At 45.9% G+C, this 14,195-nt stretch carries 15 protein-coding genes; 7 read left to right on the top strand and 8 right to left on the bottom strand.

Going from position 1 to position 14,195, the window contains the following annotated elements; genetic code table 11:
• Window positions 1–69: 69 nt before the first annotated feature.
• Entirely contained in the window at window positions 70–765 is a 696-nt protein-coding gene (locus KNO94_RS02005; protein ID WP_214777111.1) for a queuosine precursor transporter, read from the top strand.
• Between the two features lie 37 nt (window positions 766–802).
• On the opposite strand, the gene KNO94_RS02000 is transcribed toward KNO94_RS02005, so the two are convergent.
• Window positions 803–1,051, bottom strand: coding sequence for a hypothetical protein (locus tag KNO94_RS02000; protein WP_214777110.1), 249 nt, complete (start codon window positions 1,049–1,051; stop codon window positions 803–805).
• Window positions 1,052–1,198: 147 nt separating this feature from the next.
• On the opposite strand from KNO94_RS02000, the gene KNO94_RS01995 reads away from it, so the two are divergent.
• The 3 genes from KNO94_RS01995 to KNO94_RS01985 all read left to right on the top strand — a co-directional run bounded on the left by KNO94_RS01995 (window position 1,199) and on the right by KNO94_RS01985 (window position 2,616).
• On the top strand, window positions 1,199–1,555 hold the full coding sequence (locus KNO94_RS01995) for a PilZ domain-containing protein (protein WP_214740518.1): 357 nt from the start codon (window positions 1,199–1,201) through the stop codon (window positions 1,553–1,555).
• 84 nt (window positions 1,556–1,639) lie between these two features.
• Window positions 1,640–2,281, top strand: coding sequence for a hypothetical protein (locus tag KNO94_RS01990; protein WP_214740517.1), 642 nt, complete (start codon window positions 1,640–1,642; stop codon window positions 2,279–2,281).
• Window positions 2,282–2,343: 62 nt separating this feature from the next.
• Window positions 2,344–2,616: a hypothetical protein gene (locus KNO94_RS01985; protein ID WP_214777109.1), complete on the top strand. Its 273-nt coding sequence runs from the start codon at window positions 2,344–2,346 to the stop codon at window positions 2,614–2,616.
• A 63-nt stretch (window positions 2,617–2,679) separates the two neighbouring features.
• Here the strand turns inward: KNO94_RS01985 and KNO94_RS15315 are convergent, their stop codons facing one another.
• Together KNO94_RS15315 and KNO94_RS01980 are read right to left on the bottom strand one after the other, a co-directional pair.
• The gene (locus KNO94_RS15315; protein WP_285800710.1) at window positions 2,680–2,808 is read right to left on the bottom strand and encodes a hypothetical protein; all 129 of its coding nucleotides are present in this window, start codon (window positions 2,806–2,808) and stop codon (window positions 2,680–2,682) included.
• Between the two features lie 57 nt (window positions 2,809–2,865).
• On the bottom strand, window positions 2,866–5,529 hold the full coding sequence (locus tag KNO94_RS01980; RefSeq protein ID WP_214777108.1) for a cation-transporting P-type ATPase: 2,664 nt from the start codon (window positions 5,527–5,529) through the stop codon (window positions 2,866–2,868).
• 259 nt (window positions 5,530–5,788) lie between these two features.
• Between KNO94_RS01980 and KNO94_RS01975 the strand changes: the two genes are divergently transcribed.
• The gene (locus KNO94_RS01975) at window positions 5,789–6,823 is read left to right on the top strand and encodes a PTS sugar transporter subunit IIC (protein ID WP_214777107.1); all 1,035 of its coding nucleotides are present in this window, start codon (window positions 5,789–5,791) and stop codon (window positions 6,821–6,823) included.
• Window positions 6,824–6,979: 156 nt separating this feature from the next.
• Here KNO94_RS01975 and KNO94_RS01970 read toward each other — a convergent pair whose 3' ends face one another.
• The 3 genes from KNO94_RS01970 to KNO94_RS01960 all read right to left on the bottom strand — a co-directional run bounded on the left by KNO94_RS01970 (window position 6,980) and on the right by KNO94_RS01960 (window position 9,028).
• Complete coding sequence (locus KNO94_RS01970) at window positions 6,980–7,975, bottom strand: Gfo/Idh/MocA family protein (protein ID WP_214777105.1); 996 nt, start codon at window positions 7,973–7,975, stop codon at window positions 6,980–6,982.
• A gap of 55 nt (window positions 7,976–8,030) precedes the next feature.
• Complete coding sequence (locus tag KNO94_RS01965; protein WP_031423803.1) at window positions 8,031–8,519, bottom strand: GNAT family N-acetyltransferase; 489 nt, start codon at window positions 8,517–8,519, stop codon at window positions 8,031–8,033.
• Between the two features lie 74 nt (window positions 8,520–8,593).
• Complete coding sequence (locus KNO94_RS01960) at window positions 8,594–9,028, bottom strand: OsmC family protein (RefSeq protein ID WP_251125760.1); 435 nt, start codon at window positions 9,026–9,028, stop codon at window positions 8,594–8,596.
• A gap of 103 nt (window positions 9,029–9,131) precedes the next feature.
• Between KNO94_RS01960 and cls the strand changes: the two genes are divergently transcribed.
• Window positions 9,132–10,577 carry a cardiolipin synthase gene (gene cls, locus KNO94_RS01955; RefSeq protein WP_214777616.1) on the top strand — a complete coding sequence of 482 codons (1,446 nt, stop codon included), beginning with the start codon at window positions 9,132–9,134 and terminating at the stop codon, window positions 10,575–10,577.
• A gap of 41 nt (window positions 10,578–10,618) precedes the next feature.
• Here cls and KNO94_RS01950 read toward each other — a convergent pair whose 3' ends face one another.
• Window positions 10,619–12,592, bottom strand: a complete 1,974-nt coding sequence (locus KNO94_RS01950) for a methyl-accepting chemotaxis protein (protein ID WP_214777101.1) — start codon at window positions 12,590–12,592, stop codon at window positions 10,619–10,621.
• A 333-nt stretch (window positions 12,593–12,925) separates the two neighbouring features.
• On the opposite strand from KNO94_RS01950, the gene KNO94_RS01945 reads away from it, so the two are divergent.
• Window positions 12,926–13,462 (top strand): peroxiredoxin-like family protein, encoded by a 537-nt coding sequence (locus tag KNO94_RS01945; protein WP_353047814.1) that lies wholly within the window; start codon window positions 12,926–12,928, stop codon window positions 13,460–13,462.
• Between the two features lie 92 nt (window positions 13,463–13,554).
• Here the strand turns inward: KNO94_RS01945 and KNO94_RS01940 are convergent, their stop codons facing one another.
• A complete protein-coding gene (locus tag KNO94_RS01940) occupies window positions 13,555–14,076 on the bottom strand; it encodes a GNAT family N-acetyltransferase (RefSeq protein WP_012726215.1) in 522 nt (173 codons plus the stop codon).
• Window positions 14,077–14,195 lie beyond the last annotated feature (119 nt).

Below are 14,195 nucleotides of genomic sequence, written 5' to 3'. Positions count from 1 at the left end.
ATCATTTCCGTTCCTCTATAAACTTGAAAAGTTGAAATCATTGAATAGTTAGAGGAAGGAGCATGATTCATGCTAAACGAATGGTTATGGATTCCTTCTGCCATCCTTACACTCGGTCTTCTCGTCCTCAGTTACAAGTTATTCGGACGAGTCGGCTTATACGCTTGGATTGCGATGGCTTCAGTCGTCGCCAATATTCAAGTCACGCAACAGATTGTAATTGGCGGATACATTTTCACACTCGGTAATATCGTCTACGGTTCGCTTTATTTAGCGACAGACATTTTGAACGAAAAGCACGGACGAGCCGCTGCCCGTAAAGGCGTATGGCTCGGGTTCTTCATCTTGATCGTCTCGACGGTCCTTATGCAATATGCACTGTTATATGAGCCGTTTGAAGAAGCGATGTTTACGCACGATAGTTTTGAAGCACTCTTCTCGATGCTTCCGTTAATCACACTCGGTAGCCTTGCCGCTTATCTCGTTTCTCAATTGTTCGATGTCTTTGTCTACTCGAAGATTCGCGCAAAAACGGGTGAGAAAAAGCTTTGGCTCCGTACGACGGGTTCGACCGTCTTATCGCAACTGATTGATACATTCACATTTTGTATCATCGCGTTCTGGGGAATGGAATGGGACATTTGGTGGAATATCTTCATCACGACGTACGTGGCGAAGTTTGTGATTGCGTGGATGGCGACTCCGTTCATGTATTACGCCAAACGCACGAATCCGCAAGACGAATCGGAACAACATGCCGCATAATCAAAAGCCGTAACTTCATTGTGAAGTTACGGCTTTTTTATGGTCGTTCAATCTGGATACGCACAGCATACGGACGGGCTTCTTCAATCGACGTCGACTCTCGACAGACTGTGATTGCTTTAAACGCGTCAATCGCAACCGCTTCGATAGTGTGATCATTCGTTTCGACTTCAAGAATGGTATAAGCAGGTAGACACTCGAGTTTAACCCACTCCCCGTTACGTTTTTTTTCATAGATGACTGGTGTTTGAATCGAGTAACGTCGGAGTAAATCATGAACATTCATCTGATCTCCTCCCTATTCAAATCGTATATCTATTATAGAAAGCGTTCTCACTTCTGTAAAGCGAGCACACAATAATTTTATACATATTTCCACTTCATTTTGAATTCAATTTTACCGATAAAAGAAGTAAAGAAATGGGGTGAATTGATGCGTTATCGCCGACAGGAGACGTTCCGCTATATCTTACCGAATCCCCGTAGCATCCCTTATCGACTAGTTTGGGAAGAAAAAGAACTATATGACGGGGAGGGATTACTCCTCAATGTGAGTTCTCATGGATTAAAACTGCGATCGGACTATCTCTTCCCGCTCTCTGATGATTTACAGGTCCATTTTCTTTTTGACCTCGTTCCGACACTTCAACCGATCGAACTTATGGGACATGTCAGACACCGTGGCCAAACGGGCTCACTGTATGATTATGGGATCATGCTTGATGTGAAGTCTGATGAAACTCAGCAACTCGTCACGATGATTAAAACGTATGCACGTGAAAATAAATGAGGACATGCGTCATGCATCTTCTCATTTTTTCGTGTTTCCAAAAGAGGGTATACTACAACTATCAACCATTGACGAGGTGTTCGTATGACAAGAAAATTCTTATTGATTCCATGGGGACTAGCGATCGCAATTGCTATTTTCGGCCCAAATGTACCGTTTGACGGACGATTTTTACTCGACTTCATAACCTATAATACGGACGCATATGAAGGCTATTCCCTTTCATTGTTTAGCATTTTAGGCGTTTATCCGTTGGCACTATTCCCACTTCTTTGGTCAGAAGTGAACCAGTTGAAGCCAAATCCACTCATTGCTGCAGTGAGCAGTTTCTTCGTCGGTGGATTCTTACTAGCGCCATATTTGGCTTTCGCTAGACAGTCACCTTATCCGACACCGGTCAAACCACTTCCGACACGCATCCTCGGCGTCGTGCTTTTACTGGTGACGATTGGGTTGTTCATTGCTGCAGCCAATACTGGTAATGTTGCAGAATACTGGTCCTATGTGGAGAACAATCAATTTGTCCGAACGATGACCGTCGATTTCTTTTTGTTGGCCTTCATTCAAATCACGTTAATGAATCGAGACGCCAAACGCTATAAAATGGGGTTATGGCCACTCCCTTACATTCCACTCTTCGGTTTAATTTTTTGGCTCATGATTCGCCATCAGAAACCGTTTAATGAAGCTCCACCGAAGCGAGAACAAGCCGAAATGAAACTTTGATCCCCCATTTTGACCAGAAACGGCTATACTAAAGATTAGCTGTTAATGAAGGAGACCATCACATGCGTTATTTCCAAGTCACATCTTTCGTGACTGTAAAGAATGAAGAACTTGAATTCAATGAATACGTAAAAGTACCAAACCCAAAAGTAGATCAATTCTTGAAGGATACGTTAGAACTTGATTTATACGATGACAAAGTGACCTTACAAGAATGTGTTGTCTCAAAAGGGAAATGGGAATGTCCGGTCGGTGATTTTGTCATTACGGAACATATGAACGAGAAAACTTTTCATCGGCTACAGAATAGCCGTTCCGTAAAGTCCAAATCATAAACCAACTCACAAAAATGCCTCTTAGTCCAATCGACTAGGAGGCATTATTTACGGTTTCATAATTTATTCATTTGATTCATCTTCAGGGTCTGGATCGGGATGCTGTGTCGGAGCCGGTTTTTTCGCCGGGTTCGATTCATCATCTGGTACTGGGTCCGGATGAACCCCTGGTTGTGATTCGTCGCGCTTCATCATATCCCTCCTTCTTCATTCCTTTTTATATCCTTTTTTCATTGTTGTAAAACCAAATCAGTGGATGTTTTGGTTTCCAATCACGCGTCGCGAAATCGCTTTTTCTATCTCCACGATGAGGAATACTGCTAGACCGAACGCAACAGGGTAAATCCAGTCTTCCCATGTCAATGGAGCTGTTCCGAATAAAGTGTGCATGAATGGAACATACGTGATAAACAATTGGAGTGCAATGAGCAAACCAGACACGAGAAAAGCGATCTTGTTCTCGAAGAAGTGACGATTGAATGCAGGCACCAATTCAGTTCGACAGTTATACAAATGGAACAATTGCGCCATGACAATCGCGTTCAACGTAATCGTTTGCAACTTTTCTGTGGAGTAATCAAAATCACCAAGCATGTAGTTGATCCAAAGACTACCTCCCCCAATCAAAATCGATACGAACGTGACACGGAAGATATAATACCGACTGAGAAGGGGGACGTTTGCTGGTCGAGGCGGTCGTTTCATCGTGCTCTCTTCAAGAGGCTCGAACGCAATGGCCAATGAAAGTGTCACGGCCACAACCATATTGACCCAAAGAATTTGAACCGGGCTGAGTGGTGCCGCTGCTCCTAGCAAGATGCTCATTGCAACAAGTAATGCTTGTCCACCATTCGTTGGCAGGAGGAACAAAATGGTTTTCTTCAAGTTGTCGTACACTCGACGTCCTTCACGTACGGCGTTGTAAATCGTCTTGAAGTTATCATCGACTAAAACCATTTGCGACGCTTCTTTTGCAACTTCAGTTCCTTTGATGCCCATGGATACCCCAATATCCGCTCGTTTCAAGGCTGGCGCATCGTTCACCCCATCTCCGGTCATCGAGGTGATTAGGCCGTTCTCTTGCAATCCTTTGACCAGTCGTAATTTATCATTTGGACTCGTTCTAGCGAACACATCATTATGAATAGATGCTTCTTTAATCTCTTCATCCGACATATCCGTCAATTCACGTCCTTCGAGCGCCCCTTCCACTTCCATCCCAAGTTCTTTTGCGATGGCAACTGCTGTATCTTTATGGTCTCCTGTGATCATTTTGATTCGGATTCCAGCATCACGACACGCAGCGACCGCTTCAATCGCTTCTTGGCGAGGCGGGTCGACAATTCCGAACAACCCAAGGAACGTTAGACCATTTTCTACATCTTCATGGTCGATTGACTGTTTCGAATGGTCGACTCGTTTGAATCCTGCACCGAGGACACGTTGCCCGCGGTCAGCAATCTCTTTACGCTTTTCATCCCAATAGTCTTGCGTGAAGTCTTCTGAAGCAGCCATCTCAAACAAGCGGTCAGGTGCTCCTTTGACAAATATCATTCGCTCCTCATTATAATCCACGAGTGTCGCCATATATTTGTATTCGGAGTCAAACGGAATTTTCGATATCACTTTCAATCGTTCGATGGGACGCTCTGCTTTCTCCGCGACCGTCAATAGACAAGCCTCGGTCGGATCCCCGTTAATCACCCAGTCCCCATCCTCTTCGTTCAATTGTGAATCATTACATGTTTTACCGACGGTCAAGAGATCAACCATCGACTCATCATCATCCAAATCAAACGGCTGACCGTTCAGTTCAATGTCTCCATTCGGAGCGTACCCACTACCAGACACTTCGACATCATGATGTGCCGTCACGATCTGTTTAACCGTCATTTCATTTTTCGTTAACGTCCCTGTCTTGTCTGTACAAATGACGGAAACCGCCCCTAATGTCTCGACTGAAGGTAAACTCCGAACAATCGCTTTTTTCTCAGCCATATTCCGCACACCAAGTGCTAAAATAATCGAAATGACTGCCGGTAATCCCTCAGGAATCGCAGCAACAGCTAATCCAATCGTCGTCAACATGAGTTCGACCGGTTCATAATCTCGAAGGAAGTAACCAAACGCATAAATGATGACAGAGATGATTAAAATCGCAATCGAGACAGTTTGACCAAATTTAGTCGTCTGACGGATCAGTGGCGTTTTGACGGTTTGTACCTCAGAAATGGAGGCATTGATTTGACCAAGTTCTGTCCCTTCTCCAATAGCGATAACGATGGCCTTGGCACTTCCTGTCGCCACACTCGTACCGGAATATACCATGTTCTTCCGATCGGCCAAAACAGCTTCTTCTTTTACGATGTCTGATTTTTTCTCGACAGTCGTCGCCTCTCCCGTTAAAGCCGATTCTTCGACCTTAAACTTTTCAGCTTGTACGATACGGGCGTCGGCCGGTACTTTATCCCCTGCTGCGAGAACGAGGACGTCACCGACGACCAGGTCACTCGAGTCGATTTCAGATTGCTTGCCGTCTCGAATGACGGTTGCCTTTGTTTCTAATAATTTTTTGATTCCTTCGAGCGCTTCTTCGGCCTTATTCTCTTGCAAATATCCGACGACACCGATGATTGTGACAACAAGCACAATGACGATTGTATCGATGTACTCTCCGAGGAAGCCCGTGACGACTGCAGCACCAAGCAGTACGTATACAAGAATATCGTTAAACTGCTTTAAAAATTTAATTATTTCTGGCGTCTTCTCTTTTTCTGGTAACACGTTCTTTCCGAATTCTTCTTGTCGACTAGTGACGGTATCTCTCTTGAGTCCCGATTCAAGATCAGTCTCTACTTGAGATTGCACCTCATCGACTTCAAGCGCGTGCCACTGCCTGTCTTCGTTTTGCATGGTTCTTCCTCCTCGAGAAATACTTTATGAAAAATCTATCATGTATCTGTTCCCAATCTGGTGGACCACAACACGTCCAAACGTGTCAAATTGTTGGCGATTTCTCAAGATATCGCTTACATGAAATCACATTTCGATTTGTAAACGGTAACATCTTTCATTTTTAATTTTTCTTGAAATTTTGGCTTTACATAAGCGTTTCTATGCCTGAATATAGAATAAATTATGAATGAAGTTAGAGAGAAAGAAGGAAGAGTTTATGGTCATTATTCAAGGAATTGCACTTTTACTGCTCATCCTCGCCTTATTCACATTGTTTAGCTATAAGGCACCATCCGGAATGAAAGCGATGGGCGCGCTTGCTGGTGCAGCGATCGCGAGTTTTCTCGTCGAAGCGTTCAACGCATATGCCATCGGCGGATTGCTACCACTCCCTCTGTATGAGGAAGTCGGACAGGCGGCTGGGGCATTGTCAGGTCCTGCAGCGGCGGCACTCGTCGCCATCGCACTCGGAATCAACCCCGTCTATAGTTTGATGATCGGGTTATCCGTATCAGGGTTTGGAATCCTTCCTGGATTTTTCGCCGGTTACATTTTGGCTTTAGCCGGCACTCGAATCAATCGTTATCTCCCGACCGGGGTCGATATGATCTTCTATGTCATCGTCATGGCACCGCTCGCACGTCTTGTCGCGACAGGCGTCGACCCACTCGTGACAAACACCCTCTCGCAAATCGGTGCGGTGATTGAACTTGCGGCCACTCAAAATCCGGTCGTCATGGGTCTCGTCTTAGGAGGAATTGTCACAGTCGTTTCGACATCACCACTCAGTTCAATGGCCTTGACGGCCATGCTCGGATTGACCGGCGTCCCGATGGCGATTGCTGCGCTCGCGTTGACCGCATCCATCTCAATGAATTATTTGTTATTCCGTCAATTGAAAATCGGAACAAAGAAGGATCAGCTCTCAGTCGCCATCGAACCGTTGACGCAAGCTGACCTCATTTCCGCTAACCCGATTCCGATTTACAGTGTCAACTTTGTCGGTGGAGCCATCGCCGGGTTGATCGTTGCCATGACCGGTATGATTAACGATGCACCGGGTTCGGCAGCTGGAATCCCCGGACTCCTTGTCATGTATGGTTTTAATGATTGGCAAACGGTTACGCTTACAGCCGTCGTGCTGTTTGTCCTCGGAATTGGTTTCGGCTTGATTGGAAGTCGTTTGTTCAAAAATTTCCCGATTGTCCGTCATACGGAAAAAGTTGAATCAACAGAAGAAGATGCCGCCTAACAAAAAATCGATGCACGCTCGAACGAATTGTTCGGCGGCATCGATTTTTTTATGACTCGTATGGTTGTTCTTACAATAGAAAAGTGTCGACACGTTCACAAAGAAATCATCGCACGTTCTTTTCAATTGTGAATTGATCGCCAGTTTAGTAAAATGTCAATCTACTGTGACGATTGTACCTGTCTCACTGGATTGACGTGCAAGTTCAATCAAGTGGGTAGTCAACCTTGCATCCTTTAGAGAAACGACTGGTTGTCGTACCTCATAACTATGGGCTAACTGTTGATAATACGACAAATAGCTCCCTTTCTCGATTTGAATCGATGCAACCTCTTCTTTCGATAATACGCCAGTCTCTAATAAATCACTTTCTAACTTGCCTTGCTTCAGAGCCTCTTCTTGAGGATCAAGTCCATATTTCACGAAACTTCCAAGTGTGCCGTGCACTTCAAACCGAGGTGTTTCTCCAGCGATGAACGGGTTCGAACGAAGGTATACTCGCTTTTCACCATAATAACATGTTAGATGGAACCCATCATCGGATTGTCCGCCATCCCGTTGAATCATCACATCTGCTTGAATACGATCCGGCTTTCCAAACAAAGCGAGCGTTTGATCAATCAGATGACTTCCTAAATCGAATAAAATACCTGAACCGGGTCCTGCATTTTCACGCCACCGGTCACGTACATTCGGACGGAAACGATCAAATCGAGATTCAACCACTTTCCAGTCTCCTAACTCATTCGAATCAAGTAACGACTTAACCGTCAAGAAGTCTCCGTCGTAACGACGGTTTTGATAAACGTTGACGATGCCCTTCGTCTTTTCTTCAAGTGCCATCAACTCGTATCCTTCTTCCGTTGTTAAGAATGCCGGCTTTTCAACGAGCACATCTTTTCCTGCCTCAAGACAGGCAACAATCATCTCTTTATGTAAATGCGACGGTGTCGTGATGACATATAGAGAAGCATCCGATTGAAGCGCCTCCTCTAATGTCGCATATACCGTGGCACCAGGTAATTCAGCCTGCACTTCTTCCGGGCGCGATGACACGACGCCACTCACTTCAAATGAATCAATGGCCTTTAAGAACGGCAAATGGAACGTGTTTGCCGAGAATCCGAATCCTACCAACATGGTTTTAATCATATAAAACCCTCCTTTTCGCTTTTGTTATTATATCAAAAAAAGGGTCTAATGACCCTTATGCACTCATGCTCTCATCTAATCTGTATTCGAACGTATTGTATCCGTTTCGTGAATCGACAAAGACGAAACCGAAACGTGGATAGTAATCATTTAGAAATTCATTGTCAGCAACACAATCAAGACGAATTGGTTCCTCTTCATCGGCTTCCTCTAAGACATGCTCCATGAGTTGCTGTCCGACGCCCTGACCTTTTAGTTTTTCGCTGACGACGATTCGATGGATATATTGTCCACGTTCACTGTCGTCCCATAAGTGATCATCCCACTCATCTGGAGGTAACAATGCGATTGAAGCTAAAATTTGTTGGTCATCTTCAAAGACATATACACTGCCTTCAGCAATGTCAGTGCGCACACGCTTTACGAGGTCCTGTTCCAAATATTCGGTCCATTGGTCGCTTCCTTGTTCATTTAGCGCTACGGCTCGTTGTTCGATTAGGTTCGCGATGTGTTTAGCATCGCGCTTCGTCGCGAGTCGAATCATAACGTCCTCCTTTAGTTATACAGTATTTGAAATACAAATATAACGGAGAACATTATGCCTTTCAACCATCTTGCTCACTCGTGAAAATCAAACGGAGTGACGTCTCCATCGTTCAATTGATAACTATACGTCAACGTTGCATTGAGGCTATGCGATACAGAACAATATCGCTCAACGGACAACTCGATGGCACGGCGAACTCGTTCTTCCGATAACTCGCCTTTCAGGGTATACAAGATATGAATGGCTGTAAAGCGTTTCGGATGATCGGTCGCCCGCACCCCATCGATTTTCATTTCGAATGCTTCAATTGGCTGGCGCATCTTATGCAGAATCGACACGATATCGATTCCTGTACAGGATGCGGTCGCGTGAAGCAACATTTCTGTCGGACGAGGGCCTGTATCGAGCCCACCGACATCATCCCCCGCATCAAGGATTACCGTGTGTCCAGATGGCGTATGTGTTTCAAACGCCATCCCTTTCTTCCAAACGACTTCCATGTTCATCATCTGATCCCCCTATTTTATTTGATAGCATCCTATTCCCTCATTTGATGTATGATTAAGCTATGATTCGATAATAAAGGGGTGTATGTCGTTGGATTGGTCCATGATTTTCAGTTGGGGACTTTATATCGTCCTCGGGTTAAACATGTTATTCGCACTCGCCGTCATCTTCGCCGAAAGACGTGACGTCGGCGCGACCTGGGCCTGGCTTCTTGTCCTGTTTTTCTTACCAGTGCTCGGCTTTATCATTTATCTGTTCCTTGGGCGACAACTAAAGAAGGATAACTTCTATAATTTAAGTGTGGAAGAACGTTCCTTCCATTCACTTCAAGTCGAAGCGCAACTTGAACAGATTCACACGCGCCAAACACAGCTCGCTCAGCCATTGTTTGAAAAATATGACCAACTGCTTCAAATGAATTTACGATCGTCTAAATCGTTGATTAGTGTACATAACCGTTCCCTCATCTTGCACGACGGCGAACAAAAGTTTAAAGCGCTGATGGATGATATTCGCTCGGCCGAAACGGAAATCAATATCCAATATTACATCATCCAGCGCGATGCTCTCGGTCAAGCACTATTAAAAGAGTTGATCGAGCGTGCGAAAGCCGGGGTTAAAGTCCGACTCCTTTATGATGCGGTCGGCTCACGAAGTCTCCGTAATTCGGACTTTAAAGAGTTGATTGCGAACGATGGCGAGGTGCGTGTCTTCTTCCCACCGACACTCGGGATCATCAACTTCAAGTTGAACAACCGAAACCACCGAAAAGTTGTCATCATCGATGGGAAAATCGGCTATGTCGGTGGATTCAATGTCGGTACCGAGTATTTAGGTTTAGTCGAAAAATTCGGCTATTGGCGCGACACGCACCTGCGTGTCGAAGGAGACGTCGTTTACAATCTCCAACACCGATTCATTTTAGATTGGAACTATTCAGGTCATCGAAAACATGACCCGGAAAATGCCTTCTGCTTTGCGCGACATGACATTAAAGAAAATTCTCCGATGCAAATCGTCACGAGCGGACCAAACTCGGACACGGAACATTTGAAGAATATGATGATCAAAATGATCATGTCCGCCAAACGACGGGTCGTCATTCAAACGCCATACTTCATTCCAGACACGAGTTTTATAGACGCTTGCAAAATGGCACTCCATTCTGGCGTTCAGATGGATATTATGATTCCTGGAAAACCAGACCATCCATTCGTCATGTGGGCGTCCCTCTCGTTCCTCGGGGAGCTCCTCGACTACGGGGCAAACGTCTATCTGTATGATGAAGGGTTTCTTCACGCGAAGACGCTCGTCGTCGATGATGAGATTGCGACCGTCGGGACGACGAACTTGGACGCCCGAAGCTTCCGTCTCAATTTTGAAGTGAACGCACTCATCTACGATGAGCGGGTCGCCCTCGAACTCGTTTCTTTATTCGAGACCGATACGGCGGTCAGTCGAATTTATACAGTGGAAGATTATCAATCTCGTAAATGGACGGTACGCGCCCGTGAAGGGGTGTCACGCCTACTTAGTCCGATCCTGTAAACGACAATGAGGCAGAGCGGAGCGCTCTGCCTCATTGTCGTTTACAGTTTGAACCGCGAGACGAGGTCTTGTAACTCCTCTGCCATCGTCGCGAGTGCTTTTGCTGACTGTGATACTTCTTCAATCGATCTTAATTGATCATCGGTCGTCGCCGCCACTTGCTTCGAGACGCTCGAATTCTCATCGGCGATGTCGGCGATTTGTGATGCCGTCGCTGCCACTTCTTGAACGTTCGCCGCAATCTCCTCGACGGTTGCGGTCACGTCTTCAATCCGTGGTGTCATCGCCACTGTCCGCTCCTTGATTTTCTCGAATCGGTCTGCTGTCATCTCAGATGACGCCAACCCGGCTTTCGTATGAGTAGATACTTCCTGCATCAACTGTACAGACTGTTCCGTCTCATGCTTGATTCGATCAATCAACGCCGCAATTTGTTTCGTCGACTGCTGTGACTGTTCCGCGAGTTTACGCACCTCGCTCGCAACGACCGCGAATCCTTTGCCGTTCTCACCCGCACGTGCCGCTTCAATGGCAGCGTTCAAGGCTAACAGGTTCGTCTGTTCAGCGATTCCATTGATGACCGTGACGATTTCTCCAATTTCGTTAGAGCGATGTGCCAATGAGTGAATGACACCCTCGAATGTCACGACAGACGCATCGATCGCCTGCATCTGCTTTACGTTCTCTTTCACGGTCGTCGAACCGTCTTCCGCCTCATTCGAGGTTTCGCGAGATAGTTCAGAAACGTCCATTGAACTCTCTGAGATTCGCATGATGCCCGATGTGATCGCTTGTAACGACGTCGCATTGTCGTCGAGTTGTCGCTTCGAGCCATCGGCACTGACTGCCATTTGATCAACTGCACGAGCAATCTGTTCCGATGAGGCGGTATTATGTGCCGAATTGGCCATCAATTCTTGTGACGATGCGGCCACTTGACTGATTGAATCATCAAGACGGAGCAACACCATACGAAGGGAATCGCTCATTTCGTTAAAACTCTCTGAGACACGCCCGATTTCGTCGTTCGATAAGACGGTGATTGGCTCTGTTAAATCACCCGATTTAATCCGTTCTGCTCCCTCTGTCAATAAACGCAACGGACGTAAGATTGAGCGGAGGACAAAGAAGAGAAGAATGGCTGCAATCCCGAACATTCCGATGATGACGAATCCAGTCGTCCAAAGAATACCGACTGTCTCGTCTTGAATCTCACCGTCATATAACGTACCGGCAATTTTCCATCCGGTGATGGGGTTCGTCACGAATGACTTCTCCACACCTTCTCCATCCTCCGATGTAGACAGGGTCCCTTCTTCCTTGGCAAAGAGCGATTCTGTCCAAGATTCATCAATCTTTTCACCGACAGCCGTCGACGGATGAATGACGACTTGTTCGGCCTGATCGAAGATGGCAACGTATCCTTCTTTCCCGATTTGAATGGTGGACGCCACTTCAGCGATATCGTTCACATCGACGTCTACAGCGACCACACCATTACCGTCTGAAGTCTTCTTCGAAACCGTGATCATCATTTTTTGAGAGGCGGCATCGACGTACGGATTCGTGATGGCAACATCTCGTCCACTTGCTTCAGCCGCTTCATACCATGGGCGAGTCCGTGGATCATATCCTTCTGGCAATTCCTGTTCAGGATAGATCGTCATCGCGCCTTCTGCCGAAGCAAAGTAGATGTTCGTTACTTTTGGATGTGTCTCCAAATACTCGGTAAACTTCTCTGCTAATGCTTGATTCGCTTCTCCCTCTTCATAAATTGAACTATCAATCCGATTCGCAAAAAACGAGATGTCCGTTTGAATCGGTTCGATGAGGTTCGTGACCTCGTTGTTCATCCGGTCCACCCCCGAATTGGCGGACTGGATCATTTGAGACTCGATTTTTCCTTTCGCCTGCGAATAGGCGACGATTCCAATCAATGTGGCTGGAATGAGTAATAATAAAACGGATAAGACAATCAACTTTTGCTTGATACTAATCGTACGCTTCTGTTTCATAAAACATCTCCTTACCCCGAATAAAATGTTCAAGCGAGTTCGATGAGTCGAATCTCCCTTGGGTTACTCACCATATCGGTCAAAAGTCATCTCATCTAAAGAGTTGATTGAATTATTCGAAAATTATTTTTTGAAAACTGAAATGGAGTTTCAGCACTATGTTCGATTAGACAAATCAAACTATTCATGTTTAGAGAAAGATTAAGTTACCATATCGGAAAAGGGGGTCAAAAGATGAATTCATTATTGGAAGAAATCAAATCGTATAAAGATCAGTTTAAACAAAAAGCACCTGCCGAAAAGCAACGATTGATGGCTCAGGCGACTTAGGAATTGAAAGATTCAGGCATCGCATCAGGGTTAACAGTTGGAGATCAAGCGCCGTCGTTTGAATTGCCTCACGCGGACGGGACAGCCGTCAACTTGAAAACGCTCCTTGAAAATGGACCAGTCATCGTCACATTTTACCGAGGTGGATGGTGCCCATACTGTAACCTCGAGCTCCGTGCTTACCAGCGCGAGTTGGCAACGATTCAAGAAAAAGGCGCGACTCTTGTCGCCATCAGTCCTGAGACGCCGGATTATTCCCTTTCGACGAAAGAGAAGAACGAACTTGATTTTTATGTATTGAGTGATGTTGAGAATAATGTCGCACGTCAATTCGATCTCGTCTTTGACATGCCCGATTACTTGATTGACATTTACAAAGCATCTGGACTGAATGTCGATGCACATAACGGGAACGAAGATTGGCAGTTGCCGAAACCGGCCACGTTCATCATCCAATCCGATGGGACGATTTCGTTCAGTGATGTTCCTGCTGACTATACAGAACGTGTCGACCCGAAAACGGTTATTGAAAAATTGTAAATAAAAGGAGATGACTCGCGTCATCTCCTTTTCTATACAACTCTTACATTCGGCACAAAAAAAGACCGTAGAACATTCTACAGTCTCTAAGCTCAGGCTCCCATGATGGAGTCATGACGGGTCGTTTCCCATCCATACGCCACTTCTCGGAGCATCAATTCACCAAACTCTCGATCTTTCTGATCGATGACCTGCCCTTGTTTTCGCTCATAAAACGTGCGGAACGGATTCATCTCAAGCGCCCAGATCAGGAGTCCTGCCTCACACATCGATTGCACGGCATGCTCAAGGAGCGCGGACCCGATTCCGTTCCCTTGATGGTTCTCTAAAATATAAATGGCATACACTTCATTCGTATGGTCTGGATACTCTCCTGTCCGTTCTTCTCCGTAAAGAACGAAGCCCACGATTTCGTCCTCGACAATCGCCACAAAGCCGGCTACTTCTTGCCGACGAAGGGCGGTCCGCAAGCGTTCTGCCCATTCGATGGAGCCGGATGATACTTTTAACAAATACTCGGTCGGTACGATCCCCCGATAGGTCGTACGCCACCCGTTCACACGCACTCTCGCAATCCCATACACATCATCTGGTTTGGCGACCCGAATGTCCAATGTGACCCCCTCCTCACCCGAAGCTTTACAAATAGTTTACCACAAATCCCCAACTTGCAATCCGAGATTATGTGAATTTTGAACGGACAACCACAATAAAAAAGACGTCACCTCTGGAT

Source organism: Exiguobacterium sp. s22 (assembly GCF_018617455.1).
In the GTDB taxonomy this organism is placed as follows: domain Bacteria; phylum Bacillota; class Bacilli; order Exiguobacteriales; family Exiguobacteriaceae; genus Exiguobacterium.
This window is presented reverse-complemented; position numbering and strand designations above follow the sequence as displayed.

Excerpts from the sequence above, each read along its gene's own strand:
- KNO94_RS01990 (WP_214740517.1), top strand. The coding sequence starts at position 1,640 with ATGACAAGAAAATTCTTATTGATTCCATGGGGACTAGCGATCGCAATT.
- KNO94_RS01995 (WP_214740518.1), top strand. The coding sequence starts at position 1,199 with ATGCGTTATCGCCGACAGGAGACGTTCCGCTATATCTTACCGAATCCC.
- KNO94_RS01970 (WP_214777105.1), bottom strand. The coding sequence starts at position 7,975 with ATGATTAAAACCATGTTGGTAGGATTCGGATTCTCGGCAAACACGTTC.
- KNO94_RS01985 (WP_214777109.1), top strand. The coding sequence starts at position 2,344 with ATGCGTTATTTCCAAGTCACATCTTTCGTGACTGTAAAGAATGAAGAA.
- KNO94_RS01960 (WP_251125760.1), bottom strand. The coding sequence starts at position 9,028 with ATGAACATGGAAGTCGTTTGGAAGAAAGGGATGGCGTTTGAAACACAT.
- KNO94_RS01980 (WP_214777108.1), bottom strand. The coding sequence starts at position 5,529 with ATGCAAAACGAAGACAGGCAGTGGCACGCGCTTGAAGTCGATGAGGTG.
- KNO94_RS02005 (WP_214777111.1), top strand. The coding sequence starts at position 70 with ATGCTAAACGAATGGTTATGGATTCCTTCTGCCATCCTTACACTCGGT.
- cls (WP_214777616.1), top strand. The coding sequence starts at position 9,132 with ATGATTTTCAGTTGGGGACTTTATATCGTCCTCGGGTTAAACATGTTA.
- KNO94_RS02000 (WP_214777110.1), bottom strand. The coding sequence starts at position 1,051 with ATGAATGTTCATGATTTACTCCGACGTTACTCGATTCAAACACCAGTC.
- KNO94_RS01950 (WP_214777101.1), bottom strand. The coding sequence starts at position 12,592 with ATGAAACAGAAGCGTACGATTAGTATCAAGCAAAAGTTGATTGTCTTA.
- KNO94_RS01975 (WP_214777107.1), top strand. The coding sequence starts at position 5,789 with ATGGTCATTATTCAAGGAATTGCACTTTTACTGCTCATCCTCGCCTTA.
- KNO94_RS01965 (WP_031423803.1), bottom strand. The coding sequence starts at position 8,519 with ATGATTCGACTCGCGACGAAGCGCGATGCTAAACACATCGCGAACCTA.
- KNO94_RS15315 (WP_285800710.1), bottom strand. The coding sequence starts at position 2,808 with ATGAAGCGCGACGAATCACAACCAGGGGTTCATCCGGACCCAGTACCA.